Source organism: Candidatus Pantoea formicae (assembly GCF_011752625.1).
Lineage (GTDB): Bacteria > Pseudomonadota > Gammaproteobacteria > Enterobacterales > Enterobacteriaceae > Pantoea > Pantoea formicae.
This window is the reverse complement of sequence record NZ_VWXD01000021.1, coordinates 13,756-31,492: the sequence shown is the minus strand read 5'-3', so window position 1 is coordinate 31,492 and position 17,737 is coordinate 13,756. Positions and strand designations below refer to the sequence as shown.

Annotated in this window: 14 protein-coding genes and 1 riboswitch; of the genes, 6 read left to right on the top strand and 8 right to left on the bottom strand. The window is 53.8% G+C overall.

Going from position 1 to position 17,737, the window contains the following annotated elements:
* Nucleotides 1-508: 508 nt before the first annotated feature.
* Nucleotides 509-2,098 (top strand): bifunctional phosphoribosylaminoimidazolecarboxamide formyltransferase/IMP cyclohydrolase, encoded by a 1,590-nt coding sequence (gene purH, locus F3J38_RS27180; RefSeq protein WP_167144369.1) that lies wholly within the window; start codon nt 509-511, stop codon nt 2,096-2,098.
* 19 nt (nt 2,099-2,117) lie between these two features.
* Nucleotides 2,118-3,398: a phosphoribosylamine--glycine ligase gene (purD, locus tag F3J38_RS27175; RefSeq protein WP_167144368.1), complete on the top strand. Its 1,281-nt coding sequence runs from the start codon at nt 2,118-2,120 to the stop codon at nt 3,396-3,398.
* Nucleotides 3,399-3,439: 41 nt separating this feature from the next.
* Here purD and F3J38_RS27170 read toward each other — a convergent pair whose 3' ends face one another.
* From F3J38_RS27170 to nudC, 6 genes are all read right to left on the bottom strand, one after another.
* The gene (locus F3J38_RS27170) at nt 3,440-4,105 is read right to left on the bottom strand and encodes a DUF1481 domain-containing protein (RefSeq protein ID WP_167144366.1); all 666 of its coding nucleotides are present in this window, start codon (nt 4,103-4,105) and stop codon (nt 3,440-3,442) included.
* A gap of 69 nt (nt 4,106-4,174) precedes the next feature.
* Nucleotides 4,175-4,447: a nucleoid-associated protein HU-alpha gene (gene hupA, locus F3J38_RS27165; RefSeq protein WP_006121511.1), complete on the bottom strand. Its 273-nt coding sequence runs from the start codon at nt 4,445-4,447 to the stop codon at nt 4,175-4,177.
* Between the two features lie 188 nt (nt 4,448-4,635).
* A complete protein-coding gene (locus F3J38_RS27160; protein WP_167144373.1) occupies nt 4,636-5,226 on the bottom strand; it encodes a YjaG family protein in 591 nt (196 codons plus the stop codon).
* 62 nt (nt 5,227-5,288) lie between these two features.
* The gene (gene nfi, locus F3J38_RS27155) at nt 5,289-5,957 is read right to left on the bottom strand and encodes a deoxyribonuclease V (protein WP_167144364.1); all 669 of its coding nucleotides are present in this window, start codon (nt 5,955-5,957) and stop codon (nt 5,289-5,291) included.
* Nucleotides 5,958-5,959: 2 nt separating this feature from the next.
* The gene (hemE, locus tag F3J38_RS27150) at nt 5,960-7,027 is read right to left on the bottom strand and encodes a uroporphyrinogen decarboxylase (RefSeq protein ID WP_084938305.1); all 1,068 of its coding nucleotides are present in this window, start codon (nt 7,025-7,027) and stop codon (nt 5,960-5,962) included.
* A gap of 39 nt (nt 7,028-7,066) precedes the next feature.
* On the bottom strand, nt 7,067-7,840 hold the full coding sequence (gene nudC, locus F3J38_RS27145; RefSeq protein WP_167144362.1) for an NAD(+) diphosphatase: 774 nt from the start codon (nt 7,838-7,840) through the stop codon (nt 7,067-7,069).
* An 88-nt stretch (nt 7,841-7,928) separates the two neighbouring features.
* Here nudC and rsd point away from each other — a divergent pair, with 88 nt between their 5' ends.
* From rsd to thiE, 3 genes are all read left to right on the top strand, one after another.
* Nucleotides 7,929-8,435 carry a sigma D regulator gene (rsd, locus tag F3J38_RS27140; protein ID WP_167144360.1) on the top strand — a complete coding sequence of 169 codons (507 nt, stop codon included), beginning with the start codon at nt 7,929-7,931 and terminating at the stop codon, nt 8,433-8,435.
* Between the two features lie 254 nt (nt 8,436-8,689).
* A riboswitch (TPP riboswitch) is annotated at nt 8,690-8,790 on the top strand.
* A gap of 90 nt (nt 8,791-8,880) precedes the next feature.
* Nucleotides 8,881-10,806, top strand: coding sequence for a phosphomethylpyrimidine synthase ThiC (thiC, locus tag F3J38_RS27135; RefSeq protein WP_167144358.1), 1,926 nt, complete (start codon nt 8,881-8,883; stop codon nt 10,804-10,806).
* Entirely contained in the window at nt 10,803-11,450 is a 648-nt protein-coding gene (gene thiE / locus F3J38_RS27130; protein WP_167144356.1) for a thiamine phosphate synthase, read from the top strand. Before thiC ends, thiE begins: the two co-directional genes overlap by 4 nt.
* Nucleotides 11,451-11,606: 156 nt before the next feature.
* Here the strand turns inward: thiE and F3J38_RS27125 are convergent, their stop codons facing one another.
* A complete protein-coding gene (locus tag F3J38_RS27125; protein WP_167144355.1) occupies nt 11,607-13,061 on the bottom strand; it encodes an aminotransferase-like domain-containing protein in 1,455 nt (484 codons plus the stop codon).
* Nucleotides 13,062-13,235: 174 nt separating this feature from the next.
* On the opposite strand from F3J38_RS27125, the gene F3J38_RS27120 reads away from it, so the two are divergent.
* Nucleotides 13,236-13,424, top strand: coding sequence for a DUF1127 domain-containing protein (locus F3J38_RS27120; protein WP_167144354.1), 189 nt, complete (start codon nt 13,236-13,238; stop codon nt 13,422-13,424).
* 60 nt (nt 13,425-13,484) lie between these two features.
* On the opposite strand, the gene rpoC is transcribed toward F3J38_RS27120, so the two are convergent.
* Entirely contained in the window at nt 13,485-17,708 is a 4,224-nt protein-coding gene (gene rpoC / locus F3J38_RS27115) for a DNA-directed RNA polymerase subunit beta' (protein ID WP_167144353.1), read from the bottom strand.
* Between the last annotated feature and the right edge of the window lie 29 nt (nt 17,709-17,737).

Here is a 17,737-nt window from a genome sequence, read left to right as displayed (position 1 = left end):
CCTGCGAGTGCCCACACAGATTGTCTGATAAATTGTTAAAGAGCGGTGCAATCAGCGCCTTAAGCTGCTGTTGCGAGGTGGCGTATATTACGCTTTCCTCCTTCAGAGTCAAACACTTTTTTCAGCGCTTTTTCTCTGGCGGAAGTTCTTATCGAATCTTCCTGTCAACACCGCACTTCGTAAACCGTTGTGCCGTCTCGATGGATGCGCATTATAGGGAGTTGTTCTCAGCGCGCAACCGCTAAATTCAATAAAAACAACCGTTCGCTGCATTCCACAGCAAAACCCCGCCTTATACCCACTTACACACAGTGTTATCCACATTCATCGGCGTAGATGAATTTAGGCGAGCATCGCGCAAACGTTTTCGCTACAATGCCCGGCGACGTCAAGGATGCCCCTTTTGGGGCGTTACATGAAGCAAGCGTTCTCTTCTATATAGAAAGAAACGCTAAGCTTGATGTAACGCTCTTATTTATGCGAAACAAAGCCAAGGGATAAAACCACCATGCAACAACGTCGTCCTGTACGCCGCACTCTGCTCAGTGTTTCTGATAAAGCCGGTATCCTCGAATTTGCTCAGGCACTCTCCAGTCGTGGTGTTGAGCTGCTCTCCACAGGTGGTACTGCGCGCCTGCTGGCAGATGCGGGCCTGCCCGTCACCGAAGTCTCTGACTACACCGGTTTCCCGGAAATGATGGATGGACGCGTCAAAACGCTGCACCCGAAAGTGCATGGCGGTATTTTAGGCCGTCGCGGCACTGATGATGCGATCATGGCCGAGCACGCGATCAACCCTATCGATATGGTGGTGGTCAACCTCTATCCCTTCGCACAGACCGTTGCCAAACCCGACTGTTCACTGGCAGACGCGGTAGAGAATATCGATATCGGTGGCCCAACCATGGTGCGCTCAGCTGCGAAGAACCACAAAGATGTGGCGATCGTGGTAAAGAGCAGCGACTACGAGGCCATCATCGCCGAGCTGGACGCCAACGAAAACTCGCTGACGCTGGACACCCGTTTCGATCTGGCGATCAAAGCCTTCGAACACACCGCAGCCTACGACAGCATGATTGCCAACTACTTTGGCAGCCTGGTGCCGGCTTACCATAGCGACAGCAAAGAACCTGCCGGCCGCTTCCCACGCACGCTGAACCTTAACTTCATCAAGAAGCAGGATATGCGTTACGGCGAGAACAGCCATCAGGACGCTGCCTTCTATATAGAAGAGAATGTGGCAGAAGCTTCAGTTGCTACCGCACAGCAGGTTCAGGGCAAAGCACTCTCTTACAACAACATCGCCGATACCGATGCTGCTCTTGAGTGTGTGAAAGAGTTTGATGAAGCGGCTTGCGTGATTGTGAAACACGCCAACCCTTGCGGCGTAGCAGTAGGTGGTTCGATTCTGGATGCCTACGAGCGCGCTTACAAAACCGATCCAACCTCTGCCTTCGGCGGTATCATCGCTTTCAACCGCGAGTTAGATGAAGCGACTGCTCAGGCAATCATCAGCCGTCAGTTTGTTGAAGTGATCATCGCTCCTTCAGCCAGCGAAGCAGCACTGAAAGTCACCGCAGCAAAACAGAACGTTCGCGTGCTGGTTTGTGGCCAGTGGCAGGGCCGTGTTGCCGCACTGGACTTCAAACGTGTTAATGGCGGCCTGCTGGTTCAGGATCGCGATCTCGGTATGGTCGATGCCGGCCAGCTGCGTGTCGTGACAAAGCGCCAGCCAAGCGAGCAGGAGCTACGCGATGCGCTGTTCTGCTGGAAAGTGGCCAAGTTTGTGAAATCCAATGCCATTGTCTATGCACGTGACAATATGACGATTGGGATAGGTGCCGGTCAGATGAGCCGTGTTTACTCCGCGAAAATTGCGGGTATCAAAGCCGGTGATGAAGGCCTGGAAGTTAAAGGTTCTGCCATGGCTTCTGATGCCTTCTTCCCGTTCCGCGACGGTATTGATGCCGCTGCCGCTGTCGGCATCACCTGCGTGATTCAGCCTGGTGGTTCAATCCGCGATGATGAAGTGATTGCCGCCGCCGATGAACACGGCATTGCGATGATCTTCACCGACATGCGCCACTTCCGCCATTAATAGCCTGGAGCTGTAATAGATGAAAATTTTAGTGATTGGTAATGGCGGACGTGAACACGCGCTGGCATGGAAAGCGGCACAGTCTTCTTTAGCTGAAACTGTGTTTGTGGCCCCGGGCAACGCGGGTACCGCACTGGAACCTGCACTGCAGAACGTGGCGATCAGCGCCACTGACGTTCCTGCGTTGTTAGCCTTTGCTCAGAAAGAGAAAATCGATCTGACCATCGTCGGCCCGGAAGCACCGCTGGTTATCGGCGTGGTCGATGCGTTCCGCGCTGCCGGCTTGAAGATCTTTGGCCCAACTCAAGCGGCGGCCCAGCTGGAAGGCTCTAAAGCCTTCACCAAAGATTTCCTGGCGCGTCAGCAGATCCCTACTGCTGAATACCAGAACTTTACGGAAGTTGAGCCAGCCCTGGCTTACCTGCGTGAGAAAGGCGCACCTATCGTTATCAAGGCTGACGGTTTAGCAGCGGGTAAAGGCGTTATCGTGGCGATGGAACTGGCTGAAGCAGAAGCTGCGGTGCAGGATATGCTGGCAGGCAATGCTTTCGGCGATGCAGGCCACCGCATCGTGATTGAAGAGTTCCTCGACGGCGAAGAAGCGAGCTTTATCGTGATGGTGGATGGCGACAACGTACTGCCTATGGCCACCAGCCAGGATCATAAACGTGTTGGCGATGGTGATACCGGTCCAAACACAGGCGGTATGGGCGCTTACTCGCCAGCCCCAGTGGTCACCGATGAGATCCACCAGCGCGTGATGGATCAGATTATCTGGCCAACCGTGAACGGCATGAAAGCGGAAGGCAATACTTACACAGGTTTCCTGTATGCCGGCTTGATGATCGATAAAGCCGGTCAGCCGAAAGTGATCGAATTCAACTGCCGCTTTGGCGATCCAGAAACACAACCAATCATGCTGCGCCTGCAGTCTGATCTGGTTGAACTGTGCCTGTCAGCGGTGGATGGCAAGCTCGATCAGCAAACATCCGAATGGGATCCTCGCCCATCACTGGGTGTGGTGCTGGCGGCTGGCGGTTATCCGGCGGATTACAATACCGGTGATCAAATCCACGGTCTGCCGCTGGAAGAAGTGCCGGATGGTAAAGTGTTCCACGCGGGCACCACGATGAAAGATGATGTGGTGGTGACCAACGGTGGACGCGTGCTGTGCGTCACTGCACTGGGCGAAGATGTGGCTGCCGCGCAGAAGAATGCCTATGCGCTGGCGAAAAATATTTCCTGGGAAGGCAGCTTCTGCCGCAAGGATATTGGTTACCGCGCGATTAACCGCAAGTAATCATCAAGGGGCGCGCAAAGTGCCCCTTAATTTTTCTCACTTCAGAAATCACTCTCTCTCGGCTGCCAAGTGCACTCATCTTCCGGCGTTGCCCGCAACAGCTGAACACCTTCCGGTGCTTCTAACCACGACACCATTAACGGCTGCGGTTGGCTCCGTTGCTGCTGAGTCAATGTTCCCAGTATTTCGCTATCGAACGGTGCCTTCACCATCTTGCCATCACAATCACGCACCTGTGTACCGCCTAGCCAATGGCCCTGGCTGAGTAACACCCGGCCACTCAGCAACGCGTTACTTTGCTCCAGCATACGTTGTGCATCGAAACGATAGAGTTCAACCGTATCGCCACTGACGGCTTCTCGTCGGCCAGCTAGCTGTCGCTGCATAAAGTTGAGATTGCCGAGATGGTCAAAACGCAGCGTGACATCATCAGGCTGCTTGCCCGCCACACGACGCTCTACGCTGGCCAGCTTGCTCTGCTGCCAATTGTAGTCGGTCGTTTCCATGGCATCGCCATTGAAAGGGGTATAGACGGTGCGAATGTGAATCGCTTGATGGTCACTGTTCTTGCGCCAGATGCGCACAGTGCCACGATCGGCCAAATAGCCGCTTGCCGTAAAGGCGGGGAGATCAGGAGTGGTACTGCAGCCCGAGAGCAGCGCACCAATAAACAGGGCGCAAACGCGCTGAGTCATCGTATTCAGCATGACAGGCCCCTGTAGCAAAAAGGGGCGATGTCGCCCCCTCTTTAAAGCTTAAACCGCGATGCGGAAAACTTACTTAACAGCGTCTTTCAGAGCCTTACCAGAGACGAACGCAGGCACGTTAGCTGCCGCGATTTTGATCTCTTTGCCAGTCTGCGGGTTGCGACCGGTACGCTCAGCGCGGTGGTTCACTTTAAAAGTACCAAAACCAACCAGTTGTACAGCATCACCTTCTTTCAGAGACTCAGTGATCGCAGCCAGGGTAGATTCCAGCGCAGCTTTAGCCTGGGTTTTTGACAGGTCAGCTTTCTCTGCGATCACATCAATCAGTTGAGTCTTGTTCATAAGTTATCCTTAAAGTGTATTTATCGCTTGCTAAGCAACGAGTGCGAGGGAAAAGCCATATTCTGGCACTCTTCAGCCTGCACGCACCGATAGCCACAATTTTCAGCCCCCCAAATGTAGACCAGACAGGGGGCTGATGTGAAGCCTCCAGGCGCGCTAATTCGGGCCTGAAGTCACGTTTTCTCGCCTTATTGCTGAAAAAGTATACCGATGTTACTGATTCCCGCTTCGCGCAGGTCAGAACGTAACCCCTTAATCAGCTCCAGGTCGCGCTCCTCGCAGTCTGCCAGTAGGCGAAAAATCTCCCACTGTAGATCCCATTCATCAATCACCGCCTGATTTTCACGCAGCTCTTCATCCGTCATTTCACGACCGGCTTGGGTCATTTCCAGGATGGCAACGGTGGTGATGGAAGTACGGCTGACTTCAATCGCGTGCTCAAGTGTTTCGCCACTTAACTGCGCATGCAGTAGTTCGCTGAGCGCAACGCAAGCATCAATGGCGGGATGCACACCATAGACGTCAAAATCATCGCCATCTGGGATGGCAGCTTCCAGCTTCTCGAGTTGAGTGTCGAAATTGATTTTGGCGTCTTTGACCGTCAGGCTTTCCCAGACAAGATCCAGGATGCGACGATAAAGCTGCGGATCGGCAAATTCGGTCTGCTGACAGAAGGCCCAATAGTTAGGGAACATCCGTTCACACAGACAGGCCATAAAGGTCATATGCTGCCAGCTTTCCAGCTTAGCCAGACGCAAATGGACGGGGTTCTGTAACATCAAACTTACTCTCAATAGGTTAGCTGGCGGCAGTGTACCGCAAAAGCCGCGCGCAAACAGCGTTAACGCGCATTTTGCCAACGTAGAAACGCTGGACGCCCGGAAGCCACCGCATCAGCCCAGCGCGTGGGCTCCGGTAAGCGGTAGCCCGCTGTACATAGTTCAACCCAATGCAGTGCGCTCTCCAAACCGACACGGTGCCCGGTCGAGACAAACAGCGGATTACAGCGCGCCTTGCTGCGCCATACCCAGCCAATTTGCTCGCCTTTATCCACCAATGGCTGACGGCTACCCGGCTCTGCATCCAATTCCGCAAACCGCCCACAGAGTTTTTTCTTCGCCACGCCGATGGTAGGTACATCCACCAGCGACCCGAAATGCGCTGCCACCCCCAACCGACGAGGATGAGAGATGCCATGGCCATCAACGAATAACAGATCGGGACGCTGCACGAGCTGCTGCCAGGCTTCCTGCAAAGCGGGCATTTCGCGAAAGGAGAGGAAACCGGGAATGTAGGGCATCGTCGTCGGAATACGGGCGATACGATGTTCAACCAGCGTAAGCGAGGGGTACTCTAGAATGACGATAGCAGCGCGGGTCACTTCCCCGCCCTGCTCAAATCCCACATCCGCCCCACCGATAAAGCGTGGCGGTAGCACCTCGAAATCGTCTTGCCGCACCACATTCGTGGCGAGAATTAACTGCTCCTGGCGTAATGCGGCTAGATCCATACTTATCCTTGGTGATATTGGCCGGACAAACGGTGTACGGCTTCAACAAACGCACCAGCATGTTCAGGTGGCACATCCTGGTGGATACCATGGCCGAGGTTGAAGACATGGCCTTCACCCGAACCAAAACCTTCCAGAATACCCGCCACTTCCTGCTCGATACGTGCAGGCGGTGCATACAGCATAGAGGGATCCATATTGCCCTGCAGCGCGACTTTATCGCCTACACGGCGACGTGCATCGGCGATATCCGTGGTCCAGTCAAGCCCCAGCGCATCACAACCGGTCGCTGCCATCGCCTCCAGCCACTGGCCTCCCCCTTTAGTGAACAGGGTGATGGGTACACGACGACCTTCATTCTCATGCAGCACGCTATCGACGATTTTGTGCATGTAATACAATGAGAACTCGCGATAATCGCGCCCCGTCAGCACGCCACCCCAGGTATCGAATACCATTATCGACTGCGCACCGGCTTTGATCTGTGCATTGAGATAGAGAATGACGCTGTCAGCCAGTTTATCCAGCAACTTATGCAAGGTCTGCGGCTCGGCATACATCATCTTTTTGATTTTGGTAAAGGCTTTACTGCTACCGCCTTCGACCATATAAGTTGCCAGCGTCCACGGGCTGCCAGAGAAGCCGATCAGCGGCACTTCGCCTTTCAGGTTGTGGCGAATGGTACGCACCGCATTCATCACATAGCCCAACTCCCCTTCCGGATCCGGAATCGGCAGCTTGTCGACATCTGCACGGCAGGTAATAGGATTGGAGAAGCGCGGGCCTTCGCCTGTTTCGAAATAGAGCCCCAGGCCCATCGCATCAGGAATGGTCAGGATATCGCTGAAGAGGATCGCTGCATCCAGCGCATAGCGACGCAGCGGCTGCAACGTGACTTCACACGCCAGCTCGGCATTCTTACACAGCGACATAAAATCACCGGCTTCAGCACGCGTGGCTTTGTACTCCGGTAAATAACGCCCGGCTTGTCGCATCATCCATACCGGCGTGACATCTACCGGCTGGCGTAACAGGGCGCGCAGATAACGATCGTTCTTCAGTTCACTCATAATGGGCTCTCTCATGCTAAGGCCGCCAGTGTAGCATTTTCACGACGCACTGGCGCGACACAGGGCAACGGTATCTTCAATCAAACGGCGCGCGACCGTGCCCGGTGGCGGTAACAAGGGCAGATCGTCATAACGATACCAGCCTGCATCCAGCAACTCTTTACCATCATGCTGCAACTCGCCGCCCTCGTATTCGGCCATAAACGCCATCATCAACGAATGTGGAAACGGCCACGGCTGCGAAGTGACGTAACGGACATTTTTAACGCGTACGTTGCTCTCTTCCATCACTTCACGCGCGACGGCCTGCTCCAGCGTTTCTCCCACCTCAACAAAGCCAGCCAAAACTGTGTAAATGTTATTGCGATGGCGCGCATGGTTGGCGAGCAGGATCTCATCACCGCGACGAATCGCCACGATAATGCACGGCGCAATTTGCGGATAATAGCGCTCGCGACAGTGGTGACACAGACAGGCAAACTCACGTTTACTGAGGTGCATTTCGTGTCCGCAGTAGCCGCACCAGCGATGAGATCGGTAGAACTCGGCGAGTTGAACCCCGCGCCCAGCGATCTGGAACAGGCCGACATCTTCGTCGATAAGCTGGCGAACAGAGCCCATGTTGTCAGGGCGAGATTCACGCACTAACCAAACATTCTCCCCTTGCCACTCGCCAATCAAAATACCTGTGCTGCCCACGAGGCCAAAATCATCCGATAAGCCATGCGGCAGTTCACCATGCGGCAACCAAAGTTTTTGTTCATGGCTGACAATCCACCAGCCAGCGTCTACGCTTGAGATCTCACGTTGCATCTTATTCGTTGTCCTTAGCGTCAAATGGCACGCTGAAATCCTGATGTTAAGTGTGGAATGGATAACTATAACTCACCCGGAGCCCCATATGCTTACCCAGTTAGATGACCTGGCCAGGCGTGTAAGTGGCGGTAATGAACTCGTTGATGCGTGGCTGCGCGCACGCCGACAGTTGCTTGTCAGCTATTACGCATTAATTGGCATGAAGCCCAACAAAGAGGCGCTCAGTGCTTTGGATGAACAGGCGCTCGATGCGTTTTGCCACAGTCTGGTGGATTACCTCTCAACCGGCCATTTCAGTATTTATGAGCGCATTATCAGTGAGATGGAGGGTGACAGCCCACTCATTGCGGCAGCCCAGCTTTATCCTGCTCTGGAAGCGAATACCGATCGCATGATGCAACTGTATGATAGCCATCTGCAGCAGGCCATTAACGACGATAACTGCGTTGAATTCCAAAAGGCGTTGTCCGAAGTGGGCGAAGTGCTGGAGTCACGCTTCACGCTGGAAGATAAGCTGGTGCAACTCGCCTGGGACAACCAGCTGGCACGCCCGCCGGTCGCCAACGAAAGCAGTATGGCTCGCCCTGCTTAACCTCACCCATGTAAAAAACTTGTTATTCCGAAAAAGCCCTTTTATGCTGAATGGGCTTTTTTATTGAGACCTATTCACGTTTTTATGCGTCTCTTTAAAGCAATCTAGAGTCAAATTTTGCGATATAAGCGTAGCGTGCGCAGCCAGTTCACGCTCGGACAGCGCGCAGGGGCCGGAGCGTACACGTAGTACGTGACGGACACGAGCACTGCCCAGGCGTGAAATGGCAAGCAAAGTAGCTTATATCGTAAAATTCAACCTTGTCGGAGTGCCCTAAGGGGCTGAGACCGTTCATTCGGGATCCGCGGAACCTGATCAGGTTAGTACCTGCGAAGGGAACAAGAGTAGACATTCACAGAGCGATGCGTGTTGGCGCCCGGCATCGTCCCTGTTACTCCTTCCGAACTCTGGACAAGCAACTTCCCCTTAATTCAGGAAATTTGCTATGTCTGTTACTAAAACTTCTCGTCGTGAACAACGTGCACAAGCGCAGGAATTTATTGATTCGCTGCAAGGCACGGCTTTTCCTCAATCAAAACGCATCTGGATCATCGGCAACCGTGACGATATTCGCGTACCGATGCGCGAAATTCAGCTCAGTCCCACACATATTGGTGGCACAAAAGAGCATCCGCAGTATGAGCATAACGAACCGGTGCCGGTGTATGACACCGCAGGCGCCTATGGCGATCCAGAAGCCACCATCGATGTGCATCAAGGATTAGCCAAGTTACGTGCCAACTGGATCGCCGAACGCAATGACAGCGAAGCGATCCACCAGTTGAGTTCACAATACACTCAGCAACGCTTAGCCGATGAAGGGCTGGATCACCTGCGCTTCGAACACCTGCCACAGCCGCGCCGCGCTAAAAAAGGCCGCTGTGTCACGCAACTGCACTACGCGCGACAAGGCATTATTACGCCTGAGATGGAGTTCATTGCCGTGCGAGAGAACATGGGCCGCGAACGCATTCGTGGAGAAGTGCTACTGCAACAGCACCCGGGCCATAGTTTCGGTGCCAACTTGCCGGAGAATATCACCGCTGAATTTGTGCGTCAGGAAGTCGCCAGTGGTCGTGCCATCATTCCTTCGAACATCAATCATCCAGAATCTGAACCGATGATCATTGGGCGTAACTTCCTGGTGAAAGTAAACGCCAATATCGGTAATTCGGCGGTGAGTTCATCCATTGAGGAAGAGGTAGAGAAGCTGGTGTGGTCCACGCGTTGGGGCGCTGACACCGTGATGGATCTCTCAACTGGACGCTATATCCATGAAACGCGTGAATGGATTTTACGTAATAGCCCAGTGCCGATTGGCACAGTACCCATTTATCAGGCGCTGGAGAAAGTGAACGGCGTGGCAGAAGACCTTAACTGGGAAATCTTCCGCGATACCCTGCTCGAACAAGCAGAACAGGGCGTCGATTACTTCACCATCCACGCCGGTGTACTCCTGCGCTATGTGCCGATGACCGCCAAGCGTCTGACGGGTATTGTCTCGCGCGGCGGATCGATCATGGCGAAATGGTGCCTGTCACATCATCAGGAAAGCTTCCTCTATCTGCATTTCCGCGAGATCTGTGAAATCTGCGCCGCCTATGATGTTGCGCTCTCACTCGGTGATGGCCTGCGTCCGGGATCGATTCAGGACGCCAACGATGAGGCACAGTTTGCCGAATTGCACACGCTAGGCGAGCTGACCAAAATTGCCTGGGAATACGATGTGCAGGTGATGATTGAAGGCCCAGGCCATGTGCCAATGCAGATGATCCGTCGCAATATGACCGAACAGCTGGATCACTGCCATGAAGCGCCGTTTTACACGCTCGGCCCACTGACTACCGACATCGCACCCGGTTACGATCACTTTACCTCCGGCATTGGTGCCGCGATGATTGGTTGGTTTGGCTGCGCCATGCTGTGCTACGTCACACCAAAAGAGCACCTCGGTTTGCCGAATAAAGAAGATGTGAAGCAGGGGCTGATCACCTACAAGATCGCCGCACATGCCGCCGATCTGGCCAAAGGCCATCCCGGCGCGCAGATCCGCGATAACGCGATGTCAAAAGCGCGTTTCGAATTCCGTTGGGAAGATCAATTTAACCTGGCGCTGGATCCACACACCGCGCGTGCGTATCACGATGAAACACTGCCGCAGGAATCAGGTAAAGTGGCTCACTTCTGCTCCATGTGCGGCCCTAAATTCTGTTCAATGAAAATCACGCAGGAAGTGCGCGAATATGCTGCTCGCCAGCAGGCAGAAGCCCAGCCCATTGAAATTGGCATGGCGCAGATGTCGGATGCCTTCCGCAGCCGTGGTGGCGAGCTTTATCACGCCGCCGATGCCCTTAAAGAGGAAAAAGTATGACCGAGGCCTTTCCTGCTACCGCCCCGAAATTAGGGCTGTACCCTGTTGTTGATAGCGTAGAGTGGATTAGGCGCTTACTGGAGGCGGGGGTTCGCACTATCCAGCTGCGTATCAAAGATTGCCAGGACCATGAAGTGGAAGACGCAGTGCGCGAGGCAATTGCGCTGGGCAAGCAATACCGTGCACGCCTGTTTATCAACGATTACTGGCGTCTTGCGATTAAATACAATGCCTATGGCGTGCACCTTGGTCAGGAAGATTTAGACGTGGCCAACCTCGATGCCATTCGTCAGGCCGGATTGCGTCTAGGGTTATCGACTCATGATGATGCCGAATTGGACCGCGCGCTGGCGCTGCGTCCTTCCTACATTGCACTGGGACACATTTACCCTACGCAAACCAAAGATATGCCTTCCGAACCACAGGGTGTTATAGAACTGAAACGCCACATGGCACGGTTGCAGGATATACCGACTGTGGCGATTGGCGGTATATCCCTTGCGCGCGTACCTGAAGTTTTGGCCACTGGCGTTGGAAGCGTTGCCGTGGTGAGCGCCATTACTCAGGCGGCAGACTGGCGTCAGGCGACACAGGAACTGCTGGCACTGGTTGAAGCTGGAACCCAGCCCGCAGAAGCGTTGTAACGTTCTGCAATCAGGGTAATTTGGCTGGAACCTCACGCGCAGTCCGCTTCCTGCGGGCTAGCGTGTTTTTCCGGTCAGGATAAAGTGTGCCTGCCCGCTGTCGCTGGCAGTGGGCCAGGGCTGGTCTACCTCTCTCTCCAGCCCTGCCTTTCCACTTTAATCAGTCAGGGATGAAGCGGGTTCCGTTTCGATATGACAGGCGTGCATGGCCTGCTCCACCGCAGCGCCAAGTTGGGCGATGGCCTGTTCTGTATACTCATTGATGGGCAACCCATAATTCAGGCGCAAGCAGTTACGATATTTGCCCGAGGCAGAAAACAGCGATCCGACGGCGACCTGAATGTTCAACGTGCGAAGTTCGGTGTTAAGCCGAACCGCATCAAACGCTTCAGGTAACTCAATCCACATCAGGAAGCTGCCCTGCGGACGCGAGACACAGATACCGCACGGGAAATAGTGGCGTACCCAGCAGCTAAAAGTCTCGTAGTTACGTTGATAAACCTGGCGCATCCGTCGTAAATGCGGCCCATAGTGACCAAGACGAATAAATTCGGCCACTGCATGTTGCGGCTGTGTGGCTGTTGAGCCGGTGCCGATATACTTCATATGTAACACGCGATCGCGATAACGCCCTGGCGCCACCCAACCCACTCGTAAACCGGGTGCCAGCGTTTTAGAGAATGAGCTACACAGCAACACCCGGCCATCCATGTCCAGAGATTTAATGGTGATGGGTCGTGGGTACTCCCATGCCAGTTCGCCGTAGACATCGTCTTCAATGATCGCAGCATCAAAGCGTTGAGCTAGTGCCAGCAGCGCACGCTTGCGCGCTTCAGGCATGATAAATCCCAGCGGATTATTGCAGTTTGGCACCACCACCACCGCTTTAATCGGCCACTGCTCGAATGCCAGCTCCAGGGCTTCGAGGCTAATGCCCGTCACCGAATCAGTAGGGATTTCAATGGCACGGATACCGAGCCCGCGCAGGGTCTGCATCGTTCCATGAAAAGTCGGAGATTCAACGGCGATGATATTACCCGGCTCACACACCGCGCGGATCGACACGGACAGCGCTTCATGGCAGCCCGTGGTGATCACAATATCCTCTGCGGTGAGCTGACAGCCGCTGTCGATAGTTAAACGCGCGACCTGCTCACGCAAGGCCGCAACGCCTAACAGACTGTCATAATTGAGCTGGTCAAGATCCTGCTTCTGCGCCATTCGGCTCTGAATTTTCCATAATGGTTTCAGTGTCGGCTGGGTCAGGTCCGGCATGCCGCTACCTAATTGCAACACGTTACCGCTGTTGCGGCTGCTCAATAACTCCAGCACTGATTCCCACTGGGTGATCTCGACGGGGCGCTGTACTGGGCGAGTTAACGCAGGGACAGGAGGCGTGGCTTTACGCGTGGCGACGAAATAGCCAGAGCGCGGCTGCGGTACAATCAGCTGCTTCTCTTCTAACAGATGATACGCCTGCTGCACGGTACTGATGCTCACACCGTGTTCAATACTAAGCGTGCGAACAGAGGGTAAGCGCTCGCCGCTACGGTAGAGTCCCTGCTCAATCCTGTCTGAGAGCAAGCAAGCCAGATGTTGGTAACGCGTCATCGTATGATTCCCCTCGGGTTCACTGAATCTAAATCAGTACAGATCATCCCTTTTTTTACCATTCAGATCCTATCATGCGCAATCTGTATGTTAATAATAAGTGATTTTTGAATCTGTATTGAAATGCACAGGAACTGGACAATACCTCACAGACAACTGATGAGGGCATTCATAATGGAATTCGATCAAAACCGCGCAGCAAAACCATTTGATGTAACACTACTGGACATGGTTCGCGGTGCAGGGCGCGCCATCAAGAGATGGCACGCGCGCCGTAAGACACAAAAAATTTTGTCTCACTTGAGCGATGCACAACTGCGCGATATTGGCCTGACCCGGCACGATGTCTGCCGCAAAGGCTAACTTAAGACGAAAAAAAACCCTGCCGAGGCAGGGTTTTTTATGGGTCAGCTTCGCAGACGATTATTCGTCGTCGCTACCGCCAAGACCGGCGTTCAGCAGTTCAGCCAGGCTCGCAGAGGCTTCATCCGCAGTCACCTGCGGTGCAACCGGTGCTTCACCTACAGAACGGCGACGCATACGATCCTGATGGTAAGCATAACCGGTACCGGCCGGGATCAGACGACCCACGATCACGTTCTCTTTCAGGCCGCGCAGTTCATCGCGCTTACCTGCTACTGCTGCTTCGGTCAGGACACGCGTGGTCTCCTGGAACGATGCTGCAGAGATGAACGATTCGGTTGCCAGTGACGCTTTGGTGATACCCAGCAGATCGCGCATATAAGTTGCACCGATTTTGCCGTTCGCTTCGAGGTCGCGGTTCGCGATCTTGATGCGAGAGTATTCAGCCTGCTCACCTTCGAGGAACTCGGTGCTGCCCGCGCTGGCGATGGTTGCTTTACGCAGCATCTGACGCACGATGACTTCGATGTGTTTATCGTTAATCTTAACGCCTTGCAGACGGTAAACTTCCTGCACTTCGTTAGTGATATAACGGGTCACAGCATGGACGCCACGCAGACGCAGGATATCGTGCGGAGACTCTGGGCCGTCAGAAACAACGTCACCACGTTCTACACGTTCACCTTCGAATACGTTCAGCTGACGCCATTTCGGAATCATCTCTTCGTACGGATCGCTACCATCAACCGGTGTAATCACCAGACGACGCTTGCCTTTGGTCTCTTTACCGAACGAGATAATACCGCTGATCTCGGCCAGAATTGCTGGCTCTTTCGGACGACGCGCTTCGAACAAGTCAGCAACGCGTGGCAGACCACCGGTGATGTCCTTGGTACCGCCAGATTCCTGCGGAACACGAGACAGGGTGTCACCCGCGCTGATCTTAACGCCATCTTCCAGCTGAACAATCGCTTTGCCCGGCAGGAAGTACTGAGCTGGCATGTCGGTACCTGGAATCAGAACATCATTTCCGTTGGCATCAACAATTTTCAGCGCAGGACGCAGATCTTTACCGCCCGCAGTACGTTCTGCAGAATCCAGAACTACCAGCGATGACAGACCAGTCAGGTCATCAGTCTGACGAGTAATCGTCTGACCATCGATCATGTCAGTGAAGCGAATGAAACCGCCCACTTCAGTGATAACTGGCATGGTATGCGGATCCCAGTTTGCTACGGTTTCGCCCGCGGCAACCTGCTCGCCATCACCTTTGGCCATCATCGCGCCATAAGGGACTTTATAGCTCTCTTTGGTACGACCGAATTCATCGATCATCTTCAGCTCAACGTTACGAGAGACGATAACCAGTTTCCCGGAGGAGTTGGTTACTGACTTCGCGTTGGTCAGCTTAATAGTACCTTTGTTCTTCACCTGGATGCTGGATTCAGCAGCCGCACGAGATGCCGCACCACCGATGTGGAACGTACGCATCGTCAGCTGTGTACCCGGCTCACCGATGGACTGTGCTGCGATAACGCCGATGGCCTCACCTTTGTTGATGATGTGACCACGTGCCAGGTCGCGACCGTAGCAGTGTGCACACACACCAAAGTCGGTTTCACAACCAACAACAGAACGCACTTTGATCGCATCAACTGAGTTCAGTTCGATCACATCACACCAGTGCTCATCGATCAGCGTATTACGCGGGATCAGGATGTCAGCAGTACCTGGCTTCAGTACGTCTTCAGCAGTCACACGACCCAGTACACGCTCACGCAGTGGTTCTTTAACGTCGCCACCTTCGATGACCGGAGTCATCATGATGCCTTCGAAAGTACCACAGTCGTCTTCGGTCACTACCAAGTCCTGCGCAACGTCAACCAGACGACGCGTCAGATAACCGGAGTTAGCGGTTTTCAGTGCGGTATCCGCAAGACCTTTACGCGCACCGTGCGTCGAGATGAAGTACTGGAGTACGTTCAGACCTTCACGGAAGTTCGCGGTGATTGGCGTTTCGATGATTGAGCCATCTGGCTTAGCCATCAGACCACGCATACCGGCCAGCTGACGAATCTGAGCTGCAGAACCACGCGCACCGGAGTCGGCCATCATGTAGATGCTGTTGAACGAGACTTGCTGCTCTTCTTCGCCGTGACGGTTGATCACGGTTTCAGTTTGCAGGTTGTCCATCATCGCCTTGGAAACGCGTTCGTTCGCTGCGGCCCAGATATCGATGACTTTGTTGTAACGTTCGCCAGCAGTAACCAGACCAGACTGGAACTGTTCCTGAATCTCAGCAACTTCTGCTTCGGCTTCAGCAACGATTTCCGCTTTCTTAGCCGGGATAACCATGTCGTCGATACCTACAGAGGCACCTGAACGGGCTGCATAAGCAAAACCGGTGTACATGGTCTGGTCAGCAAAGATTACGGTCGGCTTCAGGCCCAGGATGCGGTAACAGGTGTTCAGCATCTTAGAGATCGCTTTCTTACCCAGCGCCTGGTTGACGATAGAGTAAGGCAGACCTTTCGGCACGATCATCCACAGAATCGCACGACCAATGGTGGTGTCGATTAAGCTGGTTTTCGCAACGAACTCTTCTTGTTCGTTTTTGCTGTATTCGGTGATACGCACTTTAACGCGAGCATGCAACTCAGCCAGGCCAGCGCGATACACACGCTCAGCTTCTTTCGGGCCAGTCAGTACCATGCCTTCGCCGCGCGCATTCACTTTGTCACGGGTCATGTAGTACAGACCCAATACAACGTCCTGAGAAGGAACGATGATTGGTTCGCCGTTCGCAGGTGACAGGATGTTGTTGGTAGACATCATCAGCGCACGCGCTTCCAGCTGGGCTTCCAGCGTCAGCGGTACGTGAACAGCCATCTGGTCACCATCGAAGTCGGCGTTATATGCCGCACAAACCAGCGGGTGCAGCTGGATCGCTTTACCTTCGATCAGAACAGGTTCGAATGCCTGGATACCCAAACGGTGCAGGGTTGGTGCACGGTTCAGCAGTACCGGGTGTTCGCGGATCACTTCGTCCAGGATATCCCAAACGACAGCTTCTTCACGCTCAACCATCTTCTTAGCAGCTTTGATGGTGGTCGCGAGGCCACGCAGTTCCAGCTTGCCGTAGATGAACGGTTTGAACAGCTCCAGTGCCATTTTCTTCGGCAGACCACACTGATGCAGACGCAGGTATGGACCTACGGTGATTACAGAACGACCGGAGTAGTCAACACGTTTACCCAACAGGTTCTGACGGAAACGACCCTGCTTACCTTTGATCATGTCGGCCAAAGATTTCAGTGGACGTTTGTTAGAGCCAGTGATGGCACGACCGCGACGGCCGTTATCCAGCAAGGCATCTACCGCTTCCTGCAGCATACGTTTTTCGTTACGTACGATGATATCTGGCGCAGCCAGATCCAGCAGACGCTTCAGACGGTTGTTACGGTTGATGACGCGACGATACAGATCGTTCAGATCCGACGTAGCGAAACGACCACCATCCAGCGGTACCAGCGGACGCAGATCTGGCGGCAGAACCGGCAGAACGGTCAGGATCATCCACTCTGGCTTGTTACCAGACTGAACGAACGCTTCCAGCAGCTTGATACGCTTGGTCAGCTTTTTACGTTTGGTCTCGGAGTTGGTTTCGTTCAGCTCTTCGCGCAGCTGCTCGCACTCTTGCTCCAGGTCCATATTTTTCAGCAGCGCCTGGATAGCTTCCGCACCCATCTTCGCGTCGAATTCGTCACCGAACTCTTCCAGCGCATCAAGGTACTGCTCTTCGGTCAGAATCTGACGTTTTTCCAGGTTGGTCATGCCGCCTTCGATGACAACATAAGATTCGAAGTACAGCACGCGCTCGATATCACGCAGTGGCATATCCAGCAGTAAGCCGATACGCGAAGGCAGTGATTTCAGGAACCAAATGTGCGCAGTTGGAGAAGCCAGTTCGATGTGGCCCATGCGCTCACGACGAACCTTGGTCTGTGTAACTTCAACGCCACACTTCTCACAGATCACACCGCGATGTTTCAAACGCTTGTACTTACCGCACAGGCATTCGTAATCTTTTACCGGCCCAAAGATACGGGCGCAGAAAAGACCGTCACGCTCCGGCTTGAAGGTACGGTAGTTAATGGTCTCTGGCTTTTTAACTTCACCAAAAGACCATGAACGGATCATATCTGGCGAGGCCAGAGCGATCTTGATCGCATCAAACTCTTCGGTCTTAGTTTGCGCTTTCAGAAACTTAAGTAAGTCTTTCACGGATTAGCTCCCGTCGGAGTGGAACTCTC